Genomic DNA, 16,481 nt, shown 5'->3' on the forward strand with positions numbered 1-16,481 from the left:
GATTAACAAATTGGCTATTTTTTAACCACTTCTCTCATTACGGATACCCGCGTGCCTCAACGCCCTACTGCTTTGCCTCCTCTAACGGCGTTAAGCGCGCCTTTACTCACCTGGAGTGACACTTCACCGCACTCGGATGACTTCGATGACGTGTATTTTTCCCGTGAGGGTGGCCTTGAAGAGACCGAGCACGTTTTTTTAAATACCAACCGCTTACCTGAACGCTTTGCCGCCTGGGAAAGCACGCGGGCGTTTGTAATCGGGGAAACCGGCTTTGGGACGGGGCTCAATATGCTGTGCGCCTGGGCCTGCTTTGAACAGCACGCACCCGCCGGGGCGCGGCTGCATCTGTTATCCACAGAAAAGTATCCTCTGGATCGGACGTCACTTGAGCGCGCCCTGCGCGCCTGGCCGTCGCTTGCGGGTTATTCACAGGTGCTTTGTGAGCAGTGGCCCGCATCGGTTAGCGGCGTACACCGCCTACACCTGAGCGACCGCGTTACGCTGGACCTGCATTATGGCGATACCACCGAGCGTCTGGCGCTTTTAGACGGCCAGGTCGATGCCTGGTTTCTAGACGGCTTTGCGCCTTCCAAAAATCCTCAGATGTGGCAACCCGAGCTGTTTGAAGCCATGGCGGCGCGCTCTCGGCCAGGGGCCACCTTTGCCACATTCACCTGCGCAGGCATCGTTAAGCGGGGCTTGAAAGCGGCAGGCTTTACCTGGAAAAAAGTCCCCGGCTGCGGGCGTAAGCGCGAAATTCTCGCGGGCATGATTGAAACACCGCCTGTTGATAAACGCCGTGAAGCAACGCCTTGGTTTACACCACCGGCGCCTCTCAAAACTCAGCATGTGGCGGTAATTGGTGCAGGGATTGCCGGGTGTAGCGTGGCGGCGGCGCTTGCCAGGCGCGGCATCAAGGTTAGCGTGATTGAGCGCACGGCGCCGGGGGCAGGCGGTTCGGGTAATCGTCAGGGGGCGCTTTATGTAAAGCTTGCCGCTGATACCAACCACCAGAGCCGGTTTTATCTCTCCGGCCTGTTATACAGCCAGCGTTGGCTTAGCCAATTAAAAGCGCCTTCACTTTGGCAACCCTGCGGCGTGGTTCAGCTGGCAACAAACGCTAAAGAAGCCAAGCGCCAGCAACGCTTTAGCGAGCAGCATGCGCTGCCCGAAGCCGTGGTGGTGTCACCGCTTACCCAAGGGCTTAGCGAGGCGGCCGGCGTTACCATTGACGCCCAGCACGCGCTTTTTTATCCACAGGCGGGCTGGGTGCGGCCCAAGGCGCTATGTGAACACTTACTTCAAAGCCCCAACATTACCCTTACCCAAGGTGAGGTAACGTCGCTTAACCGTGAGCATGAACACTGGCAGCTGAAGCTTGCTGATGGGCGTACGATAAATGCTGACCACGTGGTGATTGCAAGCGCTCACTACGCCAACACGTTTACTCAGACGGCCTTTGCGCCCCTACAGCAGGTGCGCGGCCAGGTTAGTGAAGTGACACTGCCCGTCGGCGTAAAAGGCCCTGAGCGGGTCGTGTGCGCGGGTGGCTATGTATCACCGGCGTTTGAAGGCGTGCTGACCTTTGGCGCAAGCTTTGTGCCTAACAATGACTCTACCGAAGTGACCGATACCGACCATCAGCGCAATATCGAGGAGCTTCGCCAAACGCTCCCGGCACTGGTGGCAGAACTTGAGACAGCGTTGGAAAGCACAGGCGCCCAACTGACCCCACAGGCGCTTGAAGGGCGTGCGGCGGTGCGCGCTGCAAGCCCGGATAAAACGCCCTATGCGGGCCCGGTGCCCGACGCTTCTGCCTGGCAGTCAGCGTATGCCGTGCTGGGTAAAGATGCCTCGCGGGCACCGGATGTAGCTGGCGAACACTACCCCGGCTTGTGGATATCGACCGCTCACGGCTCGCGTGGGCTCTCAAGCGCGCCGCTATGCGCTGAGGTGATCGCCTCCCGACTGTGCGATGACCCCATGCCTCTGGAGGCGCCGCTGGTCGATCACCTTCACGCCGGGCGGCGTATTATCAGCGCGATCATTCGCGGTCAGTAGTCGCCCTCTTCCTCATCATCCGCCAGATCCCGACCGAAGGAACGCCACTGCGCCAGGGTCATTACTTCGGTCATTTCAAGCTTCAGGTCGTGGGCAATAATCAACTCGCTGCGCGCCAGCTGCTTTTTAAGCTCAGCCACCCAGCCTTTCATTCCCTCACCAGTATCCGTGGTGTCATAACCCTGTCGGGTAACAAAGGCCTCCAGCAGCGCATCAAGGGTTTCCGGGGGCAGCATGCGGGCGGGTACTTCAATAAAACGGCTCATTCAGGTTGCTCCCACTGCGAAAGGCGTTCGATAAAGGTCGCTTCATCGACCACTTCAACGCCTAGCTGTTCAGCTTTGGTTAACTTGCTGCCTGACGCTTCGCCAGCCACCAGCGCCGTGGTCTTTTTCGAAACGCTGCCCGCCACTTTGGCACCCAGCGCCTGCAGCCGCGCCTTGCCTTCATCGCGGGTCATGCTTTCCAGCGCGCCGGTCAGCACCCAGGTCTGGCCTTCAAGCGGCGTGGGACCTTGGGCGACTTCGGCTTCCTTCCAGGTAACGCCTGCTTCAATCAGCGCGGCAATCGTTTCCTGGTTGTGCGGCTGACGGAAAAACGTATGCACGTGGGCTGCCACAATCGGGCCCACATCATTCACCGCCTCAAGCGCTGCAAGCTCGGCCGCCTGAAGTACCTGCAGCGTACCAAAGTGGCTGGCCAGATTGGCCGCCGTGGCCTCACCCACTTCACGAATCCCCAGCGCGTAGATAAACCGGGCGAGCGTAGTGTGTTTGGCTTTATCCAGCGCGTTGACCAGATTCACCGATGACTTTTCGCCCATACGCGGCAGGCTCTGCAGCTGCTCAACGGTCAGGTGGAAAAGATCGGCGGGGGTTTTCACCCAATCAAGCTGCACCAGCTGATCGATCAGCTTCACGCCCAGGCCATCTACATCCAGAGCCTTGCGGCTGGCAAAGTGTTTAAGCGCTTCCTTACGCTGCGCGGCGCAGTACAGCCCGCCCGAACAGCGGGCAACGGCTTCACCGTCCACACGCTCGATATCCGAGCCACATACCGGGCAGTGCTCGGGGAACACAATCGGTTGCGCATCGGCCGGGCGCTTGTCCACATCCACCCGCACTACCTGAGGGATAACATCGCCTGCGCGCCGAATGGTGACCGTATCGCCGATCATGACGTCCAGCCGGGTGATTTCATCGGCGTTGTGCAGCGTGGCATTGGAAACGATAACGCCCGCCACGCTCACCGGTTCAAGCCTTGCCACCGGGGTGATGGCACCGGTACGGCCGACCTGAAATTCAACGTCGTTGAGCGTGGTGACTTCTTCCTGAGCAGGGTATTTAAACGCGGTGGCCCAGCGGGGGGCTCGGGCCACAAACCCCAGCTCGCGCTGGTAGCGCAGCGCATTGACCTTGATCACCACGCCGTCGATATCGTAGCCCAGCTGATCACGTTTCGCGCCCAGCTGCTCGCAATACTCGACCACAGCCTGCGGGCCGGTCAGCACTTTTAACTCGGCACTTGAGCGAAAACCCAGTGTGATCAGGCGGGCCATCAGTTCGCTATGTGTCGCATCGCCCATGTCGGGCTCAAGGCGTGCCGCCTGGTAGGCGTGGAACTCAAGCGGGCGGGTCGCGGTAATCTGGGGGTTTAACTGGCGCAGGCTGCCCGCTGCAGCGTTACGTGGGTTAGCAAAGACCTTGCTGCCTTCTTCCCGGGCGCGCTCGTTGAGGGCCTCAAAGCCTTTGTGGCGCATGATAACTTCACCGCGCACTTCCAAAAGCTCAGGGATTTGCTTGCCCATCAGCTTTAAAGGCACCGAGCGCAGCGTGCGCAGGTTAGAGGTAATGCCCTCCCCGGTACGGCCATCGCCACGGGTGGCGCCGCTAACCAATACGCCCTGCTCATAGACCAGCGATACCGCCGCACCATCAAGCTTAGGCTCACAGGTAAACTCGACCTCATCAGCCTCGCACTCCAGGCGCTCGGCCACGCGCTGGGCAAAGGCGATAATATCCTCTGCGTTAAACGCGTTATCCAATGAGAGCATGGGAATAGCATGGGCAACCGAGGGAAACCCATCGGCTGGGGCGGCACCTACTCGCTGAGTAGGTGAATCCGGTGAGATAAGCGAGGGGTTTTCGGCTTCCAACTGTTTTAAACGCTGCAATCTACGATCGTAGTCGGCATCCGTTAACGTTGGCTCGTCCAATACGTAGTAACGGTAGTTGGCTTCATCAAGCTCGGCGCGCAGCTGGGTGACTTCTTCCAGCAATTGGGGGTCAGGCTGACTCATTAACGTTGGTTTCCATCGTACAGGCTAAAAGCGATCACAAAAAAGACACATCTTAGAACAAAAACACCCGCCTTCTGCAAGAAGGCGGGTGTTTAATCGCAAGCGTTACTTAGTGGGCTTGCATATGGCGATGCAGACGATGGCGCCGCTCGAAATCGCGTACCCGCTGACGGGCAAACTCGATGGTTTGCGCCGTCATGACGCTGCGGTGTTCATCTTTCAGTTCACCGCCCATATGGCGTACCACTACCATGGCGGTTTCGACCATGGCTTCAAAAGCGGCTGAGCTGTCGACCGCTCCCGGCAAGGGCATCAGGAAAGTAACGCCTGGAGTCACAAACTCGCCCATTTCCTCGATCGGGAAGGTGCCAGGCTTGACCACATTGATCATCGAGAACTGCAGCTCGCTATCGGGGCTCTCGGTTTCAAAGCGGTGGAAGACACCCATCGGGCGGCTGTAACGCAGGCCGCACGCCATAATGAGATCAAGCAACTTGCTGCCATCAAAGCCTTCCGGGTCACGAGAAAGCACGCTGATTACGATGACTTCATCAGCATTGGAAAGCGTCTCTTTGGCATGCTCGCCAGACACATCATGACGTAACGCTTTTTCAAGCGTTGGGTGAGTACGTACTACCGAGTCACGCTGAGCACGAACCGGCGCGTCATCATAAGACTCGTAATTTTCGTACTCTTCGCTCGGCTCGTCATACGCATAAGCGGGCTCTGGTTCGTCATATCGAGGCGCGGCGGCTTTTTGAGCGGCAGCGGCGAGAGCAGCGGCCTCGTGTGCCTCTGCCTGCTCCTGAGCGATACGGGCTTTTTCTGCTTCGGCGGCTTCTTTCGCTTCACGGCGCTGTTCGGCTTCCAGCGCTTTACGCTCAGCCTTCTGCTTGGCCAGCGCTTCAGCACGTATGGCTTTTTCAGCTTTTTTACGCGCCTTCTCTTTACGACGGATAATCAAACGACGCTTAAAGGAGCGGCCGATACCTTCAAAATCGACCAACCGGTATTCGTCGACTTCATCATCATTAAGCTCGTCGTACTCGCCAACCGTATCTTCGCGCAGTTGGCGACGCTTGGGCGCATCCTGCTTGGCAAACACGGCGTCTTCTGGCTCGGCACGTAAAACAGGCTCAGCTGGCGTAGCGGCGGTGGACAGCGCAGGGTCTGCGACGCTCTCTTTATCTACCTCGTTAAACGCATCTACCTTATTAACCGAGGCGACTTCTGCATCGCCAGTGGTTAATTCATCAGTAACGGACAGCTCATCGGTAGTCGATTGATTGGTAGCAGATAAAGAGATAGACGGCTCATCAATGTGGCGTTCGCTTTGGGCGGGCGCAGGCGCTGAAGGGCTTTCCTGGGCAGCTGTCGGCATGGGCTGGGTGTGTTCGTGAGGCGCTTGTGCTTTAGCGGGCTTAGCGTGAGTGACGGACGGCTCGCTATTTGAAGCACTATTTGAAGTACTACTAGTAGAAGTAGAAGCACTATCTAAAGAGAAGCTGGGTTCACGACGCTCATAATCTGTTGGTGACGTAGCCGCTGGTGAAGCAGCAGACGCGGCTCTAGACGCAGTGGGTGCAGCATGCGTTGCGGCGGCTTGCGATGCGGCAGCTGTTTTACGCTTGGGCACGGCATTGGCGAAGGAGCGTCTGAACTCGGATAGTACGCGGGAAGGCCCGGGATGATCCTGACGCTCTAGCTTGGGTTTTGAACCCAGGCCAGTATAGTCAGCAGGTTTAACGACCCGCGCACCACCGTTAGGCAGTTCCCAGTTAATCTCTGCTTCTTTAGCTTCGTCATCAAGGTCGGTTAGCTTCGCTTCGGGAAGATCCTTAACCGCTTGATCTAGACGTGGGACACGCCGCTGGCGCTGGAGTCGCCTTACACCGTCGACTACGATGAGCGATACCAACGCCAAACCTAAAATAATTAGCCACTCTCTTAGTTCCATGTCGAACATTCCATGGGTCATCTTACCGGTTGCTAAAGCGCCATACCTGAAGATGCTGGCCTTCAAGGTGATTAATAATTATCACCAGCATAGCGCGGTTGCTACAAAAAGGGCCACTTATTGGGCAATCTTCACGTTATGGCACAGTTTTTAACGTTTTTGAGCAAATTTTTGACGCTGATCGCAACTAGACCCTTGCGGCGATTAATAGTGCCATAAATTTGCTGTTTAATATAAATAAGGCAGTACCTTTTACACTTAACGTTATGTTTACTTAAACTCAGAACGTTAAATCATAAACAACTTGAAAACTAACCAACCAATCACTGTATGCATAAACAGCTTATCATTATTGCTATGCTTTAGCTGTACCAGTTTCAGCTACTACACCATAGCATTAACCACAATTTTATAATGATCAATATAGATAAGTTGAGCCTTTTTACACATTTTTTTATCAATTTAACGATAAATGTTAATGCTTGTAGCGGTTTCTTAACGCTTGATGAGCCTGTGCCAAAAGGCATCGGCAAAGGTGCTTGCTAATACGCGTGGCCGAGTAAGATGAATTTCCAACGGGATATCCCAGGCTTCACCGAGTGCCCGAACCAGCGTTCCCTCCGCTATTTCCTGCTCCGCCAGGCTTTTAGGTATCCATGCCAAGCCCTTGTTTTCTATTACCATTGACATCAGTACCGCGGCTAGATGACTACTAAAGCGGGGAGTGAATATCCGGTCGCCTGCATGTTGCTTAAGCCAGTGATTTACCACGCGGCCCAGCCCCGACGCATCGGCATAGGCCAGATACGGCATCTCTTCCAGCGTCCGAGTGTTACCCATTTCTTTACCCATTAACGGAATCAGCGTGTCCTCGCCTATTTGGATACTTTCAAAATGCTCCGAAGAGAGCAAAGAAGGCACGGCGACATGGTGGTGGCTTAGTAAAAACTGGCTATCGCCACGCAGCAGCAACTGTTCACAGGCAGCCATGGTATCTGAATGCAGCCGTACCGCCTCCATGGGCGCGCCCTGCTCCAGGGTTCTTACCCAGCGCGGGAAGAACGTAAATGAAAGCGAATGCGTGGCCGCAAACTGCAGCGTCTTGGTCGCCTTGCCTTCAATTTCCTGGGCTTCAGCACGCAATCGGTAAAGCCGACCTATGGCTTCAAAGGCGCTCGCCTGAATATGCCGACCAGCAGGTGTCAGCGTAGTGCCTTGGGGGGTACGCACAAACAGGCTAACGCCCATCCACTGCTCTAGCGCGCGAATGCGTCGGCTAAACGCCGGCTGAGTGATATGACGAGCCTCGGCGGCGCGCACAAAGCTGCCGTGCTCGGCAAGGGCGGTAAAGTCTTCAAGCCAGACAAGTTCCATAGGGCAATGCCGTTTCAGCATGAGGTAACGCAGTAATAGCATTGGGCAGCGGCGCTTGTCACGCATAGGGTTAAGCTCTTAACCGTTTAAGGAGCTTGCCATGCGTATTGTGGATATTCGCGAGAAAACCGTTTCGATCGCCTCCCCGATTGCCAATGCCTATATCGATTTTTCCAAGATGACCTGTTCGGTGGTGGCCGTGGTCACCGATGTGATCCGCGATGGCAAGCCAGTGATTGGCTACGGCTTTAACTCCAACGGCCGCTACGGTCAGGGCGCGCTAATGCGTGACCGCTTTCTGGATAGAATCACCGAAGCCAACCCCGACACGCTGATCGACCAAGAGCGCGACAACCTGGACCCATTTGCCATCTGGGATACCCTGATGAAAAACGAAAAGCCCGGCGGCCACGGCGAGCGCTCGGTAGCCGTTGGCACCATCGACATGGCAGTGTGGGACGCGGTGGCCAAAATTGAAGGCAAACCGCTCTACCGGCTGCTTGCCGAGCGTTATCGCAATGGCCAAGCCGACGATAAAGTCTGGGTGTATGCCGCTGGCGGCTACTACTATCCCGGTAAAGACCACACCAAGCTGCAGGACGAAATGAAGAGCTACCTGGCGCGTGGCTACAACGTGGTAAAAATGAAGATTGGCGCCGCGCCGCTTGAGGAAGATATTCGGCGTATTGAAGCCGTGCTTGAAGTAGTCGGCGATGGCAGCCGTCTAGCGGTAGATGCCAACGGGCGCTTTGATCTAGAAACGGCCATTGCTTACGCCGAGGCGCTGAAACCGTATAACCTCTTCTGGTACGAAGAAGCCGGTGATCCGCTGGATTACGCACTTCAGGCGGAGCTTGCCAATCACTATGAGCTACCCATGGCGACCGGCGAAAACCTGTTTTCGCATCAGGATGCCCGCAACCTGCTGCGCCATGGCGGTATGCGTGCCGACCGTGACTTCGTACAGTTTGACTGCGCGCTCTCCTACGGCTTGGTGGAGTACATGCGCACGCTCAAGGTGATGGATGAACTTGGCTGGTCATCGCGCCGCGTGGTACCCCACGGTGGCCACCAGATGTCCCTTAACATCGCCGCTGGCCTGCACCTGGGCGGCAACGAATCCTACCCTGACGTATTCCAGCCGTTTGGGGGCTTTGCCGACGGCATTCAGGTTGAAAATGGCTACGTCGGCCTGCCGGACACCCCCGGCGTGGGCTTTGAAGCCAAATCCAAGCTGTATGCGGTGATGCGTGAGCTGGGCGAAGGTTAAGCTAGAATCCAAGCTCGCCTAGTCCACCAGCGCGGCCGCTTCATCAATCCCCACCGATACCAGACGCGAAACGCCGGGCTCCTGCATGGTGACCCCCATCAGACGCTCGGCGGCTTCCATGGCGATCTTGTTGTGGGTGATATAGATGAACTGGACGTTTTCCGACATCTCTTTCACGAGCTTCGCATAACGCCCCACGTTGGCATCATCCAGCGGTGCGTCGACCTCATCGAGCATACAGAACGGCGCGGGGTTGAGCTGGAAGATGGAGAACACCAATGAAAGCGCCGTGAGCGCCTTTTCACCACCGGAAAGCAGGTGAATCGTGCTGTTCTTCTTGCCCGGCGGGCGCGCCATGATCGCAACGCCGGTTTCCAACAGGTCGTCGCCGGTTAGCGTCAGCCAGGCAGCACCACCGCCAAACACGCGTGGGAAGAGTTCCTGCAAACCGCTATTCACCTGATCAAAGGTTTCCCGGAAGCGTACCCGCGTCTCCTGATCGATCCGCTTGATGGCTCGCTCCAGCGTTTCAAGCGCCTCGGTAAGCTCGGCGTGCTGGGCTTCGAGGTAGTTGCGCCGTTCGGCCTGCTGATCGTACTCCTCAATCGCTGCGAGGTTAATCGCGCCCAAACGGCGGATCTTCTCGCCGGTGCTTTCCAGTTTTTCCTGCCAGGTTTGCTCACTGGCATCGCTTTGCAGAGTCTCGGCCAAAGCTTCGGCGTCGTGGCCCAATTCAGCCAGATGCTCATCCTGGGTCGCCGCCTTCAGGGCCAGCGCCTGAACGTCCATGCGCCGCTGTTGAAGCTGCTCGCGGCTTTGTTCAAGATTGCGCTCGTGCTGCTGGCGGGCCAGTTCGTCGTTGCGCAATTGCTCCGCCAGTGACTGAGCCTGCTGACGGGTTTCGTTAAGCCTGCGCTCCTGCTGTTCGCGCTGATGGAGTAGCTCTTCAAGCTCTTCACCGGCCAGCTCATCCGGTTCAAGCAGCATTTCCCGCGACTCTTCGAGTTCTGCTATGCGTAGCGTCAAGCGCTCTTCGCTGTCGCTTGAGCGCGCCTGTTGGGAGCGCAGGCTATCGCGCTCAGCGGTTAAGCGTTCGCGCTCCAGGGCCAGCGTCTGCTGCTGAGTTTTCAGCGGCGCGTGCTCTCGGGTCAACCGTTCGCGCTGCTCGCGCTGACGGCCGCGCAGCTCGGTGGCTACTTCCCGCGCCTCTGAAGCCGCTTCCAGCGTTTCCATGGCGATATGCCAGCGGGCACGCTGCTCTTCCAAAGTAAGCGTTAACTCCGCCTCATCCTCTTGCAGTTGGCTAAGTTCGGCATCAAGTTCCGTGGCCCGGCCTTGCAGATGTTCAAGCTTCTGGGCGGCGCTGCGCTCTTTAATCGCCAGCTGTTGAAGGCTTGCCGCGTGGCTGCGTTCCTGCTCGGCCTGCTGCTCGCGGGCAAGCTCCAGCGCTTCGATCGCTTCACTGGTCGTCTCGCACTGCTCTTCAGCTAGCGCCAGGACTTCTTCATCCTGTTCGCGCTGGGCATCCAGCTCGTTAAACCGGCGGCGGGTCAGCAGCAGCCCATCGACGCCTTGACCGTTGGCCTGCTGATGCAGCCAGCCTCGCCCGTACCAGACGCCATCCCGGCTGACCACGCTTTGCCCCGGGGCGAGGCTTGGCGCAAGCTGCTCGGCTTCCGCGCCGGATTCAACGTAGTGAATACTCGCTAACCATTCACCCAGCGCACCGGCGCCGCTTACCAGTGAATCCAGATGCTGGCTGCCAGTTGAAACAGCGGGCGCTTTTTCATCGATCAGGCACCAGTCGGTCGCCAGGGCTTCCGGCAGCGCGGCAAGCTGATGGCTTGCCACAAGGCGGGCATTTAGCCAGGGGGCGAGCAACCAGGAAATGACCGTTTCCCAGCCGGGCGTGACGTTTAGCGTTTCACCCAGGCGCGGGGCATTACTCAACCCGTGGGTCGCCAGGGTTGCTTCGATATCCGGGTCATGGTCGGCCAGTGCAGCATCAATCAGCGCCTGGAGCGAGGCCAGCTCGCCCTGGCGCTGGCTCAAACTGGCGCGCTGGTCATCGCGGGTGCGTGTGGCCTGCTGATAGGCATTTTTGGCATCGCTGTACTGCTGCTGCCACTGTTCACGGGTTTTGGTGAAGGCTTCGGAGCGCTCTTCTGCTTCCGCCAGCTGGGCCTGAAACTGAGCGTGTTCTTCACGTAGCGCGCTAAGATCCGCTAAATCACCGCGCTGCTGGCGACGTCGCTGGCCTTCTGCCTGCAGGCGTTGAATGCGCTGCTCTAAATCGCGTAGCTGGTCCTGGCTGCGATCGGCCTCGCGGCTTGAGTCCCGCCAGCGGTTTTCGGCTTCAGACCACTGCTGCTCGGCGGCTTCCATGGCAGGGGTGGCATCGGCAAGCGCCTGCTCCAGGGCTTCCAGCTGCTCTTCCAGCGCTTCGTGTTCGGGCGAAAGCGCTTCAAAGCGCTCGTCGATAACGCTCAGGCGCTCGCGGTCGCCTTCGCTGACCCGGCGCTGTTCGTCCAACTCCCGCCGGGCGGTGGCGATGTCGTTAGCCAGCTGGGCCTCACGGCTACGCCGATGCGCCTGATCCTGCTCGAGTCTGGCGATGCGTGTGGTGGTTTCGAAAAACTGCTGCTGGTGGCGCTCAAGTACTTCGGCAAGCTCGTCATGCTGCTCGCGGGCCTGCTCCAGGCGGGTTTCACACTGACGTACGCCAAACACATCTTTTTCAACCGAGATTTCCAGCTCGCGAACCCGGCTCTCCTGCTGCGACTGCTCGGCGCGTAGAGTACGCCCACGCAGCAGCGCCAGCTCGCCTTTCAGCCGGTACTCCAGTTGTTTCAGCTCCTGATAGCGCTTAGCCGCCTCGGCCTGGCGCTTTAAGCGCTCAAGCTGTTTATCCAGCTCCTCGCGAATATCGTCCAAGCGCTCGAGGTTTTCTTGAGTCCGCCGCATGCGGTTTTCGGTTTCCCGGCGGCGCTCCTTGTATTTGGAAATGCCCGCGGCTTCCTCAAGTGTGGAGCGCAGGTCATCCGGGCGGGCTTCGATCAGCCTTGAAATCATGCCTTGGCCGATAATCGCGTAAGAGCGCGGGCCTAGACCGGTGCCCATAAACAGGTCGGCGATATCCCGCCGACGGCACTTCTGGCCATTGAAGAAGTAGTTGGACTGGCCGTCGCGGGTCACTAACCGTTTGACCACGATTTCCGCGTACTGGGCATACACGCCGCCCATGGTGCCGTCGCGGTTGTCGAACTTGAGCTCAATAGATGCCTGGCCCACCGGCTTGCGCCCGGTAGAGCCATTGAAGATAACGTCGGCCATGGACTCGCCACGCAGGGTTTTGGCGGAAGACTCGCCCATTACCCAGCGCACGGCATCGATGATATTGGATTTTCCGCAGCCGTTAGGGCCCACGATCGCGGTCATATTACCGTCGAAGGGCACCGTGACCGGGTCGACAAACGACTTGAACCCAACAAGGCGAATAGAGGTTAAGCGCATGCCGATCCTACAAAGAGTTTATTGATGAACATGAGGGGGTATTCAAAATACACGGTTAATCAAGACTTCGGCAGCGGTGTAGTGACTCAGGGCTTGACTACTCATCGACCGCAGCCTTCTCGGATACATCGGTCAGGCGTTCCTGGGCTGCGCGAATACCTTCACGTAGCGAGGCTGCCGTGTTGGGGTCTTCCACGGTTGCCAGCGCCCGGCGCCAGCGATCAATGGCACGGTTAAAGTCGCCGTTATCGTACGCGTGAATGCCCAATAAGCCTAATACCGTTGGTTGGCGCGGGTCCTGGGCCAGCGTTTCATCCACCAGGTACTGCACTTCTGCAGTCATTTCACGGTTCGCCATAAAAAAGCGAAGTTGCGCCAGCTGTGCCAGCAGCCCAGGGAGGCGGCCTTCAAGGGCGATCAGCCGCTCCAAAGCATCAACGGCTTTTTCCTGATGGCCCGTATCGCGATACAGCGGAAAAAGCATGGCCCACACGTTCGGGTTATTGGGCTGGAGCGACGCCTGCCCTTCTATTCGAGCGATATACGTATCCGCGGTGGCAGTAGGGTCGTTTTGGAGTGTCTGCTGAACTTCGTAGAGGGCAAGATCTCCTTCCGCGCCCTCTTCTAGATACCAAAACAGGCTTAGCACGGCAAAACCCACCGCAATCAAAGGCACCGCCAATCGACCCGCGCGGGGCGACTTTAGCGGCCGCATAGCCTGAGTATGCGTATCTTCGAGCAGGCTGCGCTCAAGCTCCAGGCGGCTCTCTTCAAACGCGGCGGTATTGATATCCCCGCGGCGATGAGCGGCTTCAAGCGATGCCAGGCGGCGCGTAAAGATCGCGACGTTTTGCTCGGCAGCCGTATCATTAGCTTCAAAGGCATGCTGTTCGGCGTAAAGCGCTCCCGCCTTACGCAGCGGAGCGAGTAAACAGACAATCGCCGGTAGCATTACCAGGGCCATGGCAATCCATAACAGTGTCATGACGACCTCCTGCGCTGAATCAAGGCGTCCAGGCGGGCACGCTCTTCAGCGCTCAGAGCCTTGGCCGAGGATTTACGCCGGGTGCGGATTATCAGCAGCAGAAGTACAAAGCCCAGGATACCCAACCCCACCGGCAGCCCCCACAGCAAATAGGTACGCTTCTCCAGGCGGGGGTTGTAAAGGATATAGTCGCCAAAGCGCTCCACCATGTGGCTTACAATTTCACTGTCCGAGCGCCCGTCTTGCAGCATTTGATACACCCGCTCACGCATATCGCCGGAAATCGGCGAGTCGGAATCGCCAATTGCCTGGTTCTCGCACAGCGGACAGCGCATGGAGGCAGTTAAGTCGTGATAGCGCTGCGCAAGCACCGGATCGTCAAACTCGCGTAGCTCGATCCCTCCGGCCGCTGCGCTTATCGAAAGAGCCAACAGAATGGCCGCTGTGACGATACGTATTAACGCCATTTGGCCACCTCCGGCAAAATGCGCTCTGAAACGTCTTGAGGCGAGATATAGCCTTTATGGTGGTAGCGGATAATCCCCTCGGCATCGACCAGGAAAGTTTCCGGGGCGCCATATACGCCCAGATCAAACCCCAGACTGCCTTCAGGGTCGAAGATATTCATCTCAAAAGGGTCGCCGTATTGGTTGAGAAAGCTCATGCCTTTCTCACGCGTATCGCGGTAGTTGACCCCGACCATACGGATACCCTGATCGGCGAGCTCCAATAGCTGCGGCATTTCCTGCTTGCACGCCGGGCACCACTCGCCCCACACGTTGACCAGCGTGACCTCACCTTTCAAGAGTGATTGATCGACCATTTGCTGCTCGTCACGCAGAGTAGTAGCTTCAAACGCTGGGAATTCCCGCGCCATCAACGCTGAGTCGCGCTGTGCCGGATCATGCTGCAGTCGCTGATACAGAAACAGCGCCACCAGTAGAAAACTCACGGGCAAGAGTAGTAGCAATAGCCGGCGGCTCATAGCGTGGCCTCCTGCGGCTCAGACTGACTAGGCGTAGCGGCTGAGGCTTTATTCGTCGCTTTTACACGGCGATAACGCTTATCCACAATCGCCAGCACACCGCCGAGCGCCATCAACAGGCCACCCAACCACAGCCAGCGTACAAAGGGTTTATATTGAATGCGCATGGCCCAGCTGCCGTCGTTCAGATCCTCACCCATGGCCACGTAAAGATCGCGAAACAGGCCAGCTCGCAGCGCCACCTGCGTCATGGGCATGCCGGTGGCTAGATAAAAGCGTTTTTCCGGGCGCATTAAAAAGCCGCGCTCAGAGTCGATATTTTGCACTTCAAGCACCGCCGTGTCGGCCAGAAAGTTGGCGCCCCGACGGCTGGTCAGTTCGGTCATGGTGAACTGATACCCGGCGACCTCGACTGTTGTGCCGGGTGCCATACGTATGGTGCGTTCACTGGCATAGTTGGAAACGACCGCCACCCCGACAATCGTTACGGCGATGCCCATATGGCCAAGCACCATGCCCCAGTAGGCCAGCGACAGCTTGCGTAATCCGGCCAACCGGCTGCGGGCGTGGCGGGTTTTATCGATTAAATCACGCCCCATCGGCAGCACAATCCAGAGTGCTGTCACAATGCCGAGCGACGCCCATAGGTTCCACTCACCGGTGTATATAAATGGCAGTAACACACCCAATACCAGCGCCACTGCCCCTGCAAGCCACAGTTTGCGCTTAAGCTCGCGGGCCTCCATGCTTTTCCAGCGGGCCATCGGCCCCAGGCCCATGAAGATGCACATCACCACGGTCAGCGGTACAAACAGGGCGTTAAAGTAAGGCGGCCCCACGCTGATTTTACCCAGGTTGAGCGAATCCAGAATCAGCGGGTAGAGGGTGCCCAGCAATATAGTCACGGTCATGATGACCAGCACGATATTGTTGATCAGCAGCAGCGCATCCCGTGAAAGCCAGCTGAAGCTAACCTGGTGGCTGACCCTGGGCGCGCGCAGAGCAAACACCAGCAGTGAAAGCGTCACCGTGACCGCCAGCAACACCAGGATAAACAAGCCGCGCGAGGGGTCATTGGCAAACGCGTGTACCGAGGTAAGTACGCCAGAGCGCACCAGAAAAGTACCCAGCAGTGACAGCGAAAAGGTAAAGATGGCCAGCAACACGGTCCAGCTTTTAAACGAGCCGCGCTTTTCAGTGACCGCCAGAGAGTGAATCAGCGCCGTGCCGGTCAGCCAGGGCAAAAGCGAAGCGTTCTCTACCGGGTCCCAAAACCACCAGCCGCCCCAGCCAAGTTCGTAGTAAGCCCACCAGCTGCCCAGCGCGATCCCTACGGTTAAAAAAGCCCAGGCAATATTGGACCAGGGGCGCGCCCAGCGGGTCCAGGCGGCGTCCAACCGTCCGCCCAAAAGCGCGGCAATCGCAAAGGCAAACACCACTGAAAATCCGACATAGCCCATATACAGCATCGGCGGATGAACAATCAGGCCAATATCTTGAAGCAGCGGGTTAAGATCCGCGCCATCGTGAGGCACGTTGGGTAAAAGCCGTTCAAAGGGATTGGAGGTCAGCAGGATAAAGAGTAAGAAGCCCAGGCTAACCAAACCCATGACGCCCTGCACTCGAGCCACCATATCGCGGGGCAGGCCACCGGAAAAGCGTGAGGCAGCATAGCCCCAGCCCGCCAGCATAAAGCTCCACAAAAGCACCGAGCCTTCGTGGTTGCCCCACACGGCGCTCATCTTGTAGTACCAGGGCAGCAGCGAGTTTGAGTTGTTGGCCACGTTGGTCACGCTGAAGTCATCCAGCAGGTAGCTTGTGGTCAGGCACACATACGCCAGCGCGATAAACAGAAACTGCCCCACCGCCATGGGGTGGCCATAAGCCATCCATAAAGGCCTTCGCGTCGTGGCCCCGGCTAATGGCATTACCGCCTGTACCGCAGCCATTAGCACGGCAATAATCAATGCGAAATGGCCAAGTTCAGGGATCATTTTTACCAACATCGGCGCTCCAACCTAGCACTGGCCCTAA

General features: G+C 57.7%; 11 protein-coding genes. 2 read left to right on the top strand and 9 right to left on the bottom strand.

All coding sequences use genetic code 11. The features are described from left to right. The first annotated feature begins 51 nt into the window (after positions 1-51). Complete coding sequence (gene mnmC, locus ACT3R7_RS16495) at positions 52-2,064, top strand: bifunctional tRNA (5-methylaminomethyl-2-thiouridine)(34)-methyltransferase MnmC2/FAD-dependent 5-carboxymethylaminomethyl-2-thiouridine(34) oxidoreductase MnmC1 (RefSeq protein ID WP_192537374.1); 2,013 nt, start codon at positions 52-54, stop codon at positions 2,062-2,064. Here mnmC and ACT3R7_RS16500 read toward each other — a convergent pair. The 4 genes from ACT3R7_RS16500 to ACT3R7_RS16515 form a co-directional block, all read right to left on the bottom strand. After that, positions 2,058-2,330 (bottom strand): YheU family protein, encoded by a 273-nt coding sequence (locus ACT3R7_RS16500; protein ID WP_192537375.1) that lies wholly within the window; start codon positions 2,328-2,330, stop codon positions 2,058-2,060. The genes mnmC and ACT3R7_RS16500 overlap by 7 nt on opposite strands. After that, positions 2,327-4,363 (bottom strand): NAD-dependent DNA ligase LigA, encoded by a 2,037-nt coding sequence (gene ligA, locus ACT3R7_RS16505; protein ID WP_192537376.1) that lies wholly within the window; start codon positions 4,361-4,363, stop codon positions 2,327-2,329. Before ligA ends, ACT3R7_RS16500 begins: the two co-directional genes overlap by 4 nt. 109 nt (positions 4,364-4,472) lie before the next feature. Further along, entirely contained in the window at positions 4,473-6,320 is a 1,848-nt protein-coding gene (zipA, locus tag ACT3R7_RS16510; RefSeq protein WP_192537377.1) for a cell division protein ZipA, read from the bottom strand. 495 nt (positions 6,321-6,815) lie between these two features. Continuing rightward, on the bottom strand, positions 6,816-7,694 hold the full coding sequence (locus tag ACT3R7_RS16515) for a LysR family transcriptional regulator (protein ID WP_192537378.1): 879 nt from the start codon (positions 7,692-7,694) through the stop codon (positions 6,816-6,818). Between the two features lie 100 nt (positions 7,695-7,794). Here ACT3R7_RS16515 and ACT3R7_RS16520 point away from each other — a divergent pair, with 100 nt between their 5' ends. Continuing rightward, entirely contained in the window at positions 7,795-8,964 is a 1,170-nt protein-coding gene (locus ACT3R7_RS16520; RefSeq protein WP_192537379.1) for a mandelate racemase/muconate lactonizing enzyme family protein, read from the top strand. Between the two features lie 18 nt (positions 8,965-8,982). Here the strand turns inward: ACT3R7_RS16520 and smc are convergent, their stop codons facing one another. The 5 genes from smc to ACT3R7_RS16545 form a co-directional block, all read right to left on the bottom strand. Next, a complete protein-coding gene (gene smc, locus ACT3R7_RS16525) occupies positions 8,983-12,477 on the bottom strand; it encodes a chromosome segregation protein SMC (protein ID WP_192537380.1) in 3,495 nt (1,164 codons plus the stop codon). A gap of 97 nt (positions 12,478-12,574) precedes the next feature. After that, the gene (ccmI, locus tag ACT3R7_RS16530; RefSeq protein ID WP_192537381.1) at positions 12,575-13,462 is read right to left on the bottom strand and encodes a c-type cytochrome biogenesis protein CcmI; all 888 of its coding nucleotides are present in this window, start codon (positions 13,460-13,462) and stop codon (positions 12,575-12,577) included. Next, complete coding sequence (locus tag ACT3R7_RS16535; protein WP_192537382.1) at positions 13,459-13,929, bottom strand: cytochrome c-type biogenesis protein; 471 nt, start codon at positions 13,927-13,929, stop codon at positions 13,459-13,461. Before ACT3R7_RS16535 ends, ccmI begins: the two co-directional genes overlap by 4 nt. Next, positions 13,920-14,447, bottom strand: a complete 528-nt coding sequence (locus ACT3R7_RS16540; RefSeq protein ID WP_192537383.1) for a DsbE family thiol:disulfide interchange protein — start codon at positions 14,445-14,447, stop codon at positions 13,920-13,922. Before ACT3R7_RS16540 ends, ACT3R7_RS16535 begins: the two co-directional genes overlap by 10 nt. After that, the gene (locus tag ACT3R7_RS16545; protein WP_193090937.1) at positions 14,444-16,453 is read right to left on the bottom strand and encodes a heme lyase CcmF/NrfE family subunit; all 2,010 of its coding nucleotides are present in this window, start codon (positions 16,451-16,453) and stop codon (positions 14,444-14,446) included. The genes ACT3R7_RS16540 and ACT3R7_RS16545 overlap by 4 nt, the downstream gene beginning before the upstream one ends. Positions 16,454-16,481: the final 28 nt, after the last annotated feature.

The sequence above is a fragment of the Halomonas sp. AOP43-A1-21 genome, assembly GCF_052376775.1.
Taxonomy (GTDB): domain Bacteria; phylum Pseudomonadota; class Gammaproteobacteria; order Pseudomonadales; family Halomonadaceae; genus Vreelandella; species Vreelandella colorata.

Bases quoted from the DNA above. Each gene is read 5' to 3' on its own strand.
- ACT3R7_RS16535 (WP_192537382.1), bottom strand. From the start codon at position 13,929: ATGGCGTTAATACGTATCGTCACAGCGGCCATTCTGTTGGCTCTTTCG.
- ligA (WP_192537376.1), bottom strand. From the start codon at position 4,363: ATGAGTCAGCCTGACCCCCAATTGCTGGAAGAAGTCACCCAGCTGCGC.
- ACT3R7_RS16520 (WP_192537379.1), top strand. From the start codon at position 7,795: ATGCGTATTGTGGATATTCGCGAGAAAACCGTTTCGATCGCCTCCCCG.
- zipA (WP_192537377.1), bottom strand. From the start codon at position 6,320: ATGGAACTAAGAGAGTGGCTAATTATTTTAGGTTTGGCGTTGGTATCG.
- ACT3R7_RS16515 (WP_192537378.1), bottom strand. From the start codon at position 7,694: ATGGAACTTGTCTGGCTTGAAGACTTTACCGCCCTTGCCGAGCACGGC.
- ACT3R7_RS16540 (WP_192537383.1), bottom strand. From the start codon at position 14,447: ATGAGCCGCCGGCTATTGCTACTACTCTTGCCCGTGAGTTTTCTACTG.
- ccmI (WP_192537381.1), bottom strand. From the start codon at position 13,462: ATGACACTGTTATGGATTGCCATGGCCCTGGTAATGCTACCGGCGATT.
- ACT3R7_RS16500 (WP_192537375.1), bottom strand. From the start codon at position 2,330: ATGAGCCGTTTTATTGAAGTACCCGCCCGCATGCTGCCCCCGGAAACC.
- ACT3R7_RS16545 (WP_193090937.1), bottom strand. From the start codon at position 16,453: ATGTTGGTAAAAATGATCCCTGAACTTGGCCATTTCGCATTGATTATT.
- smc (WP_192537380.1), bottom strand. From the start codon at position 12,477: ATGCGCTTAACCTCTATTCGCCTTGTTGGGTTCAAGTCGTTTGTCGAC.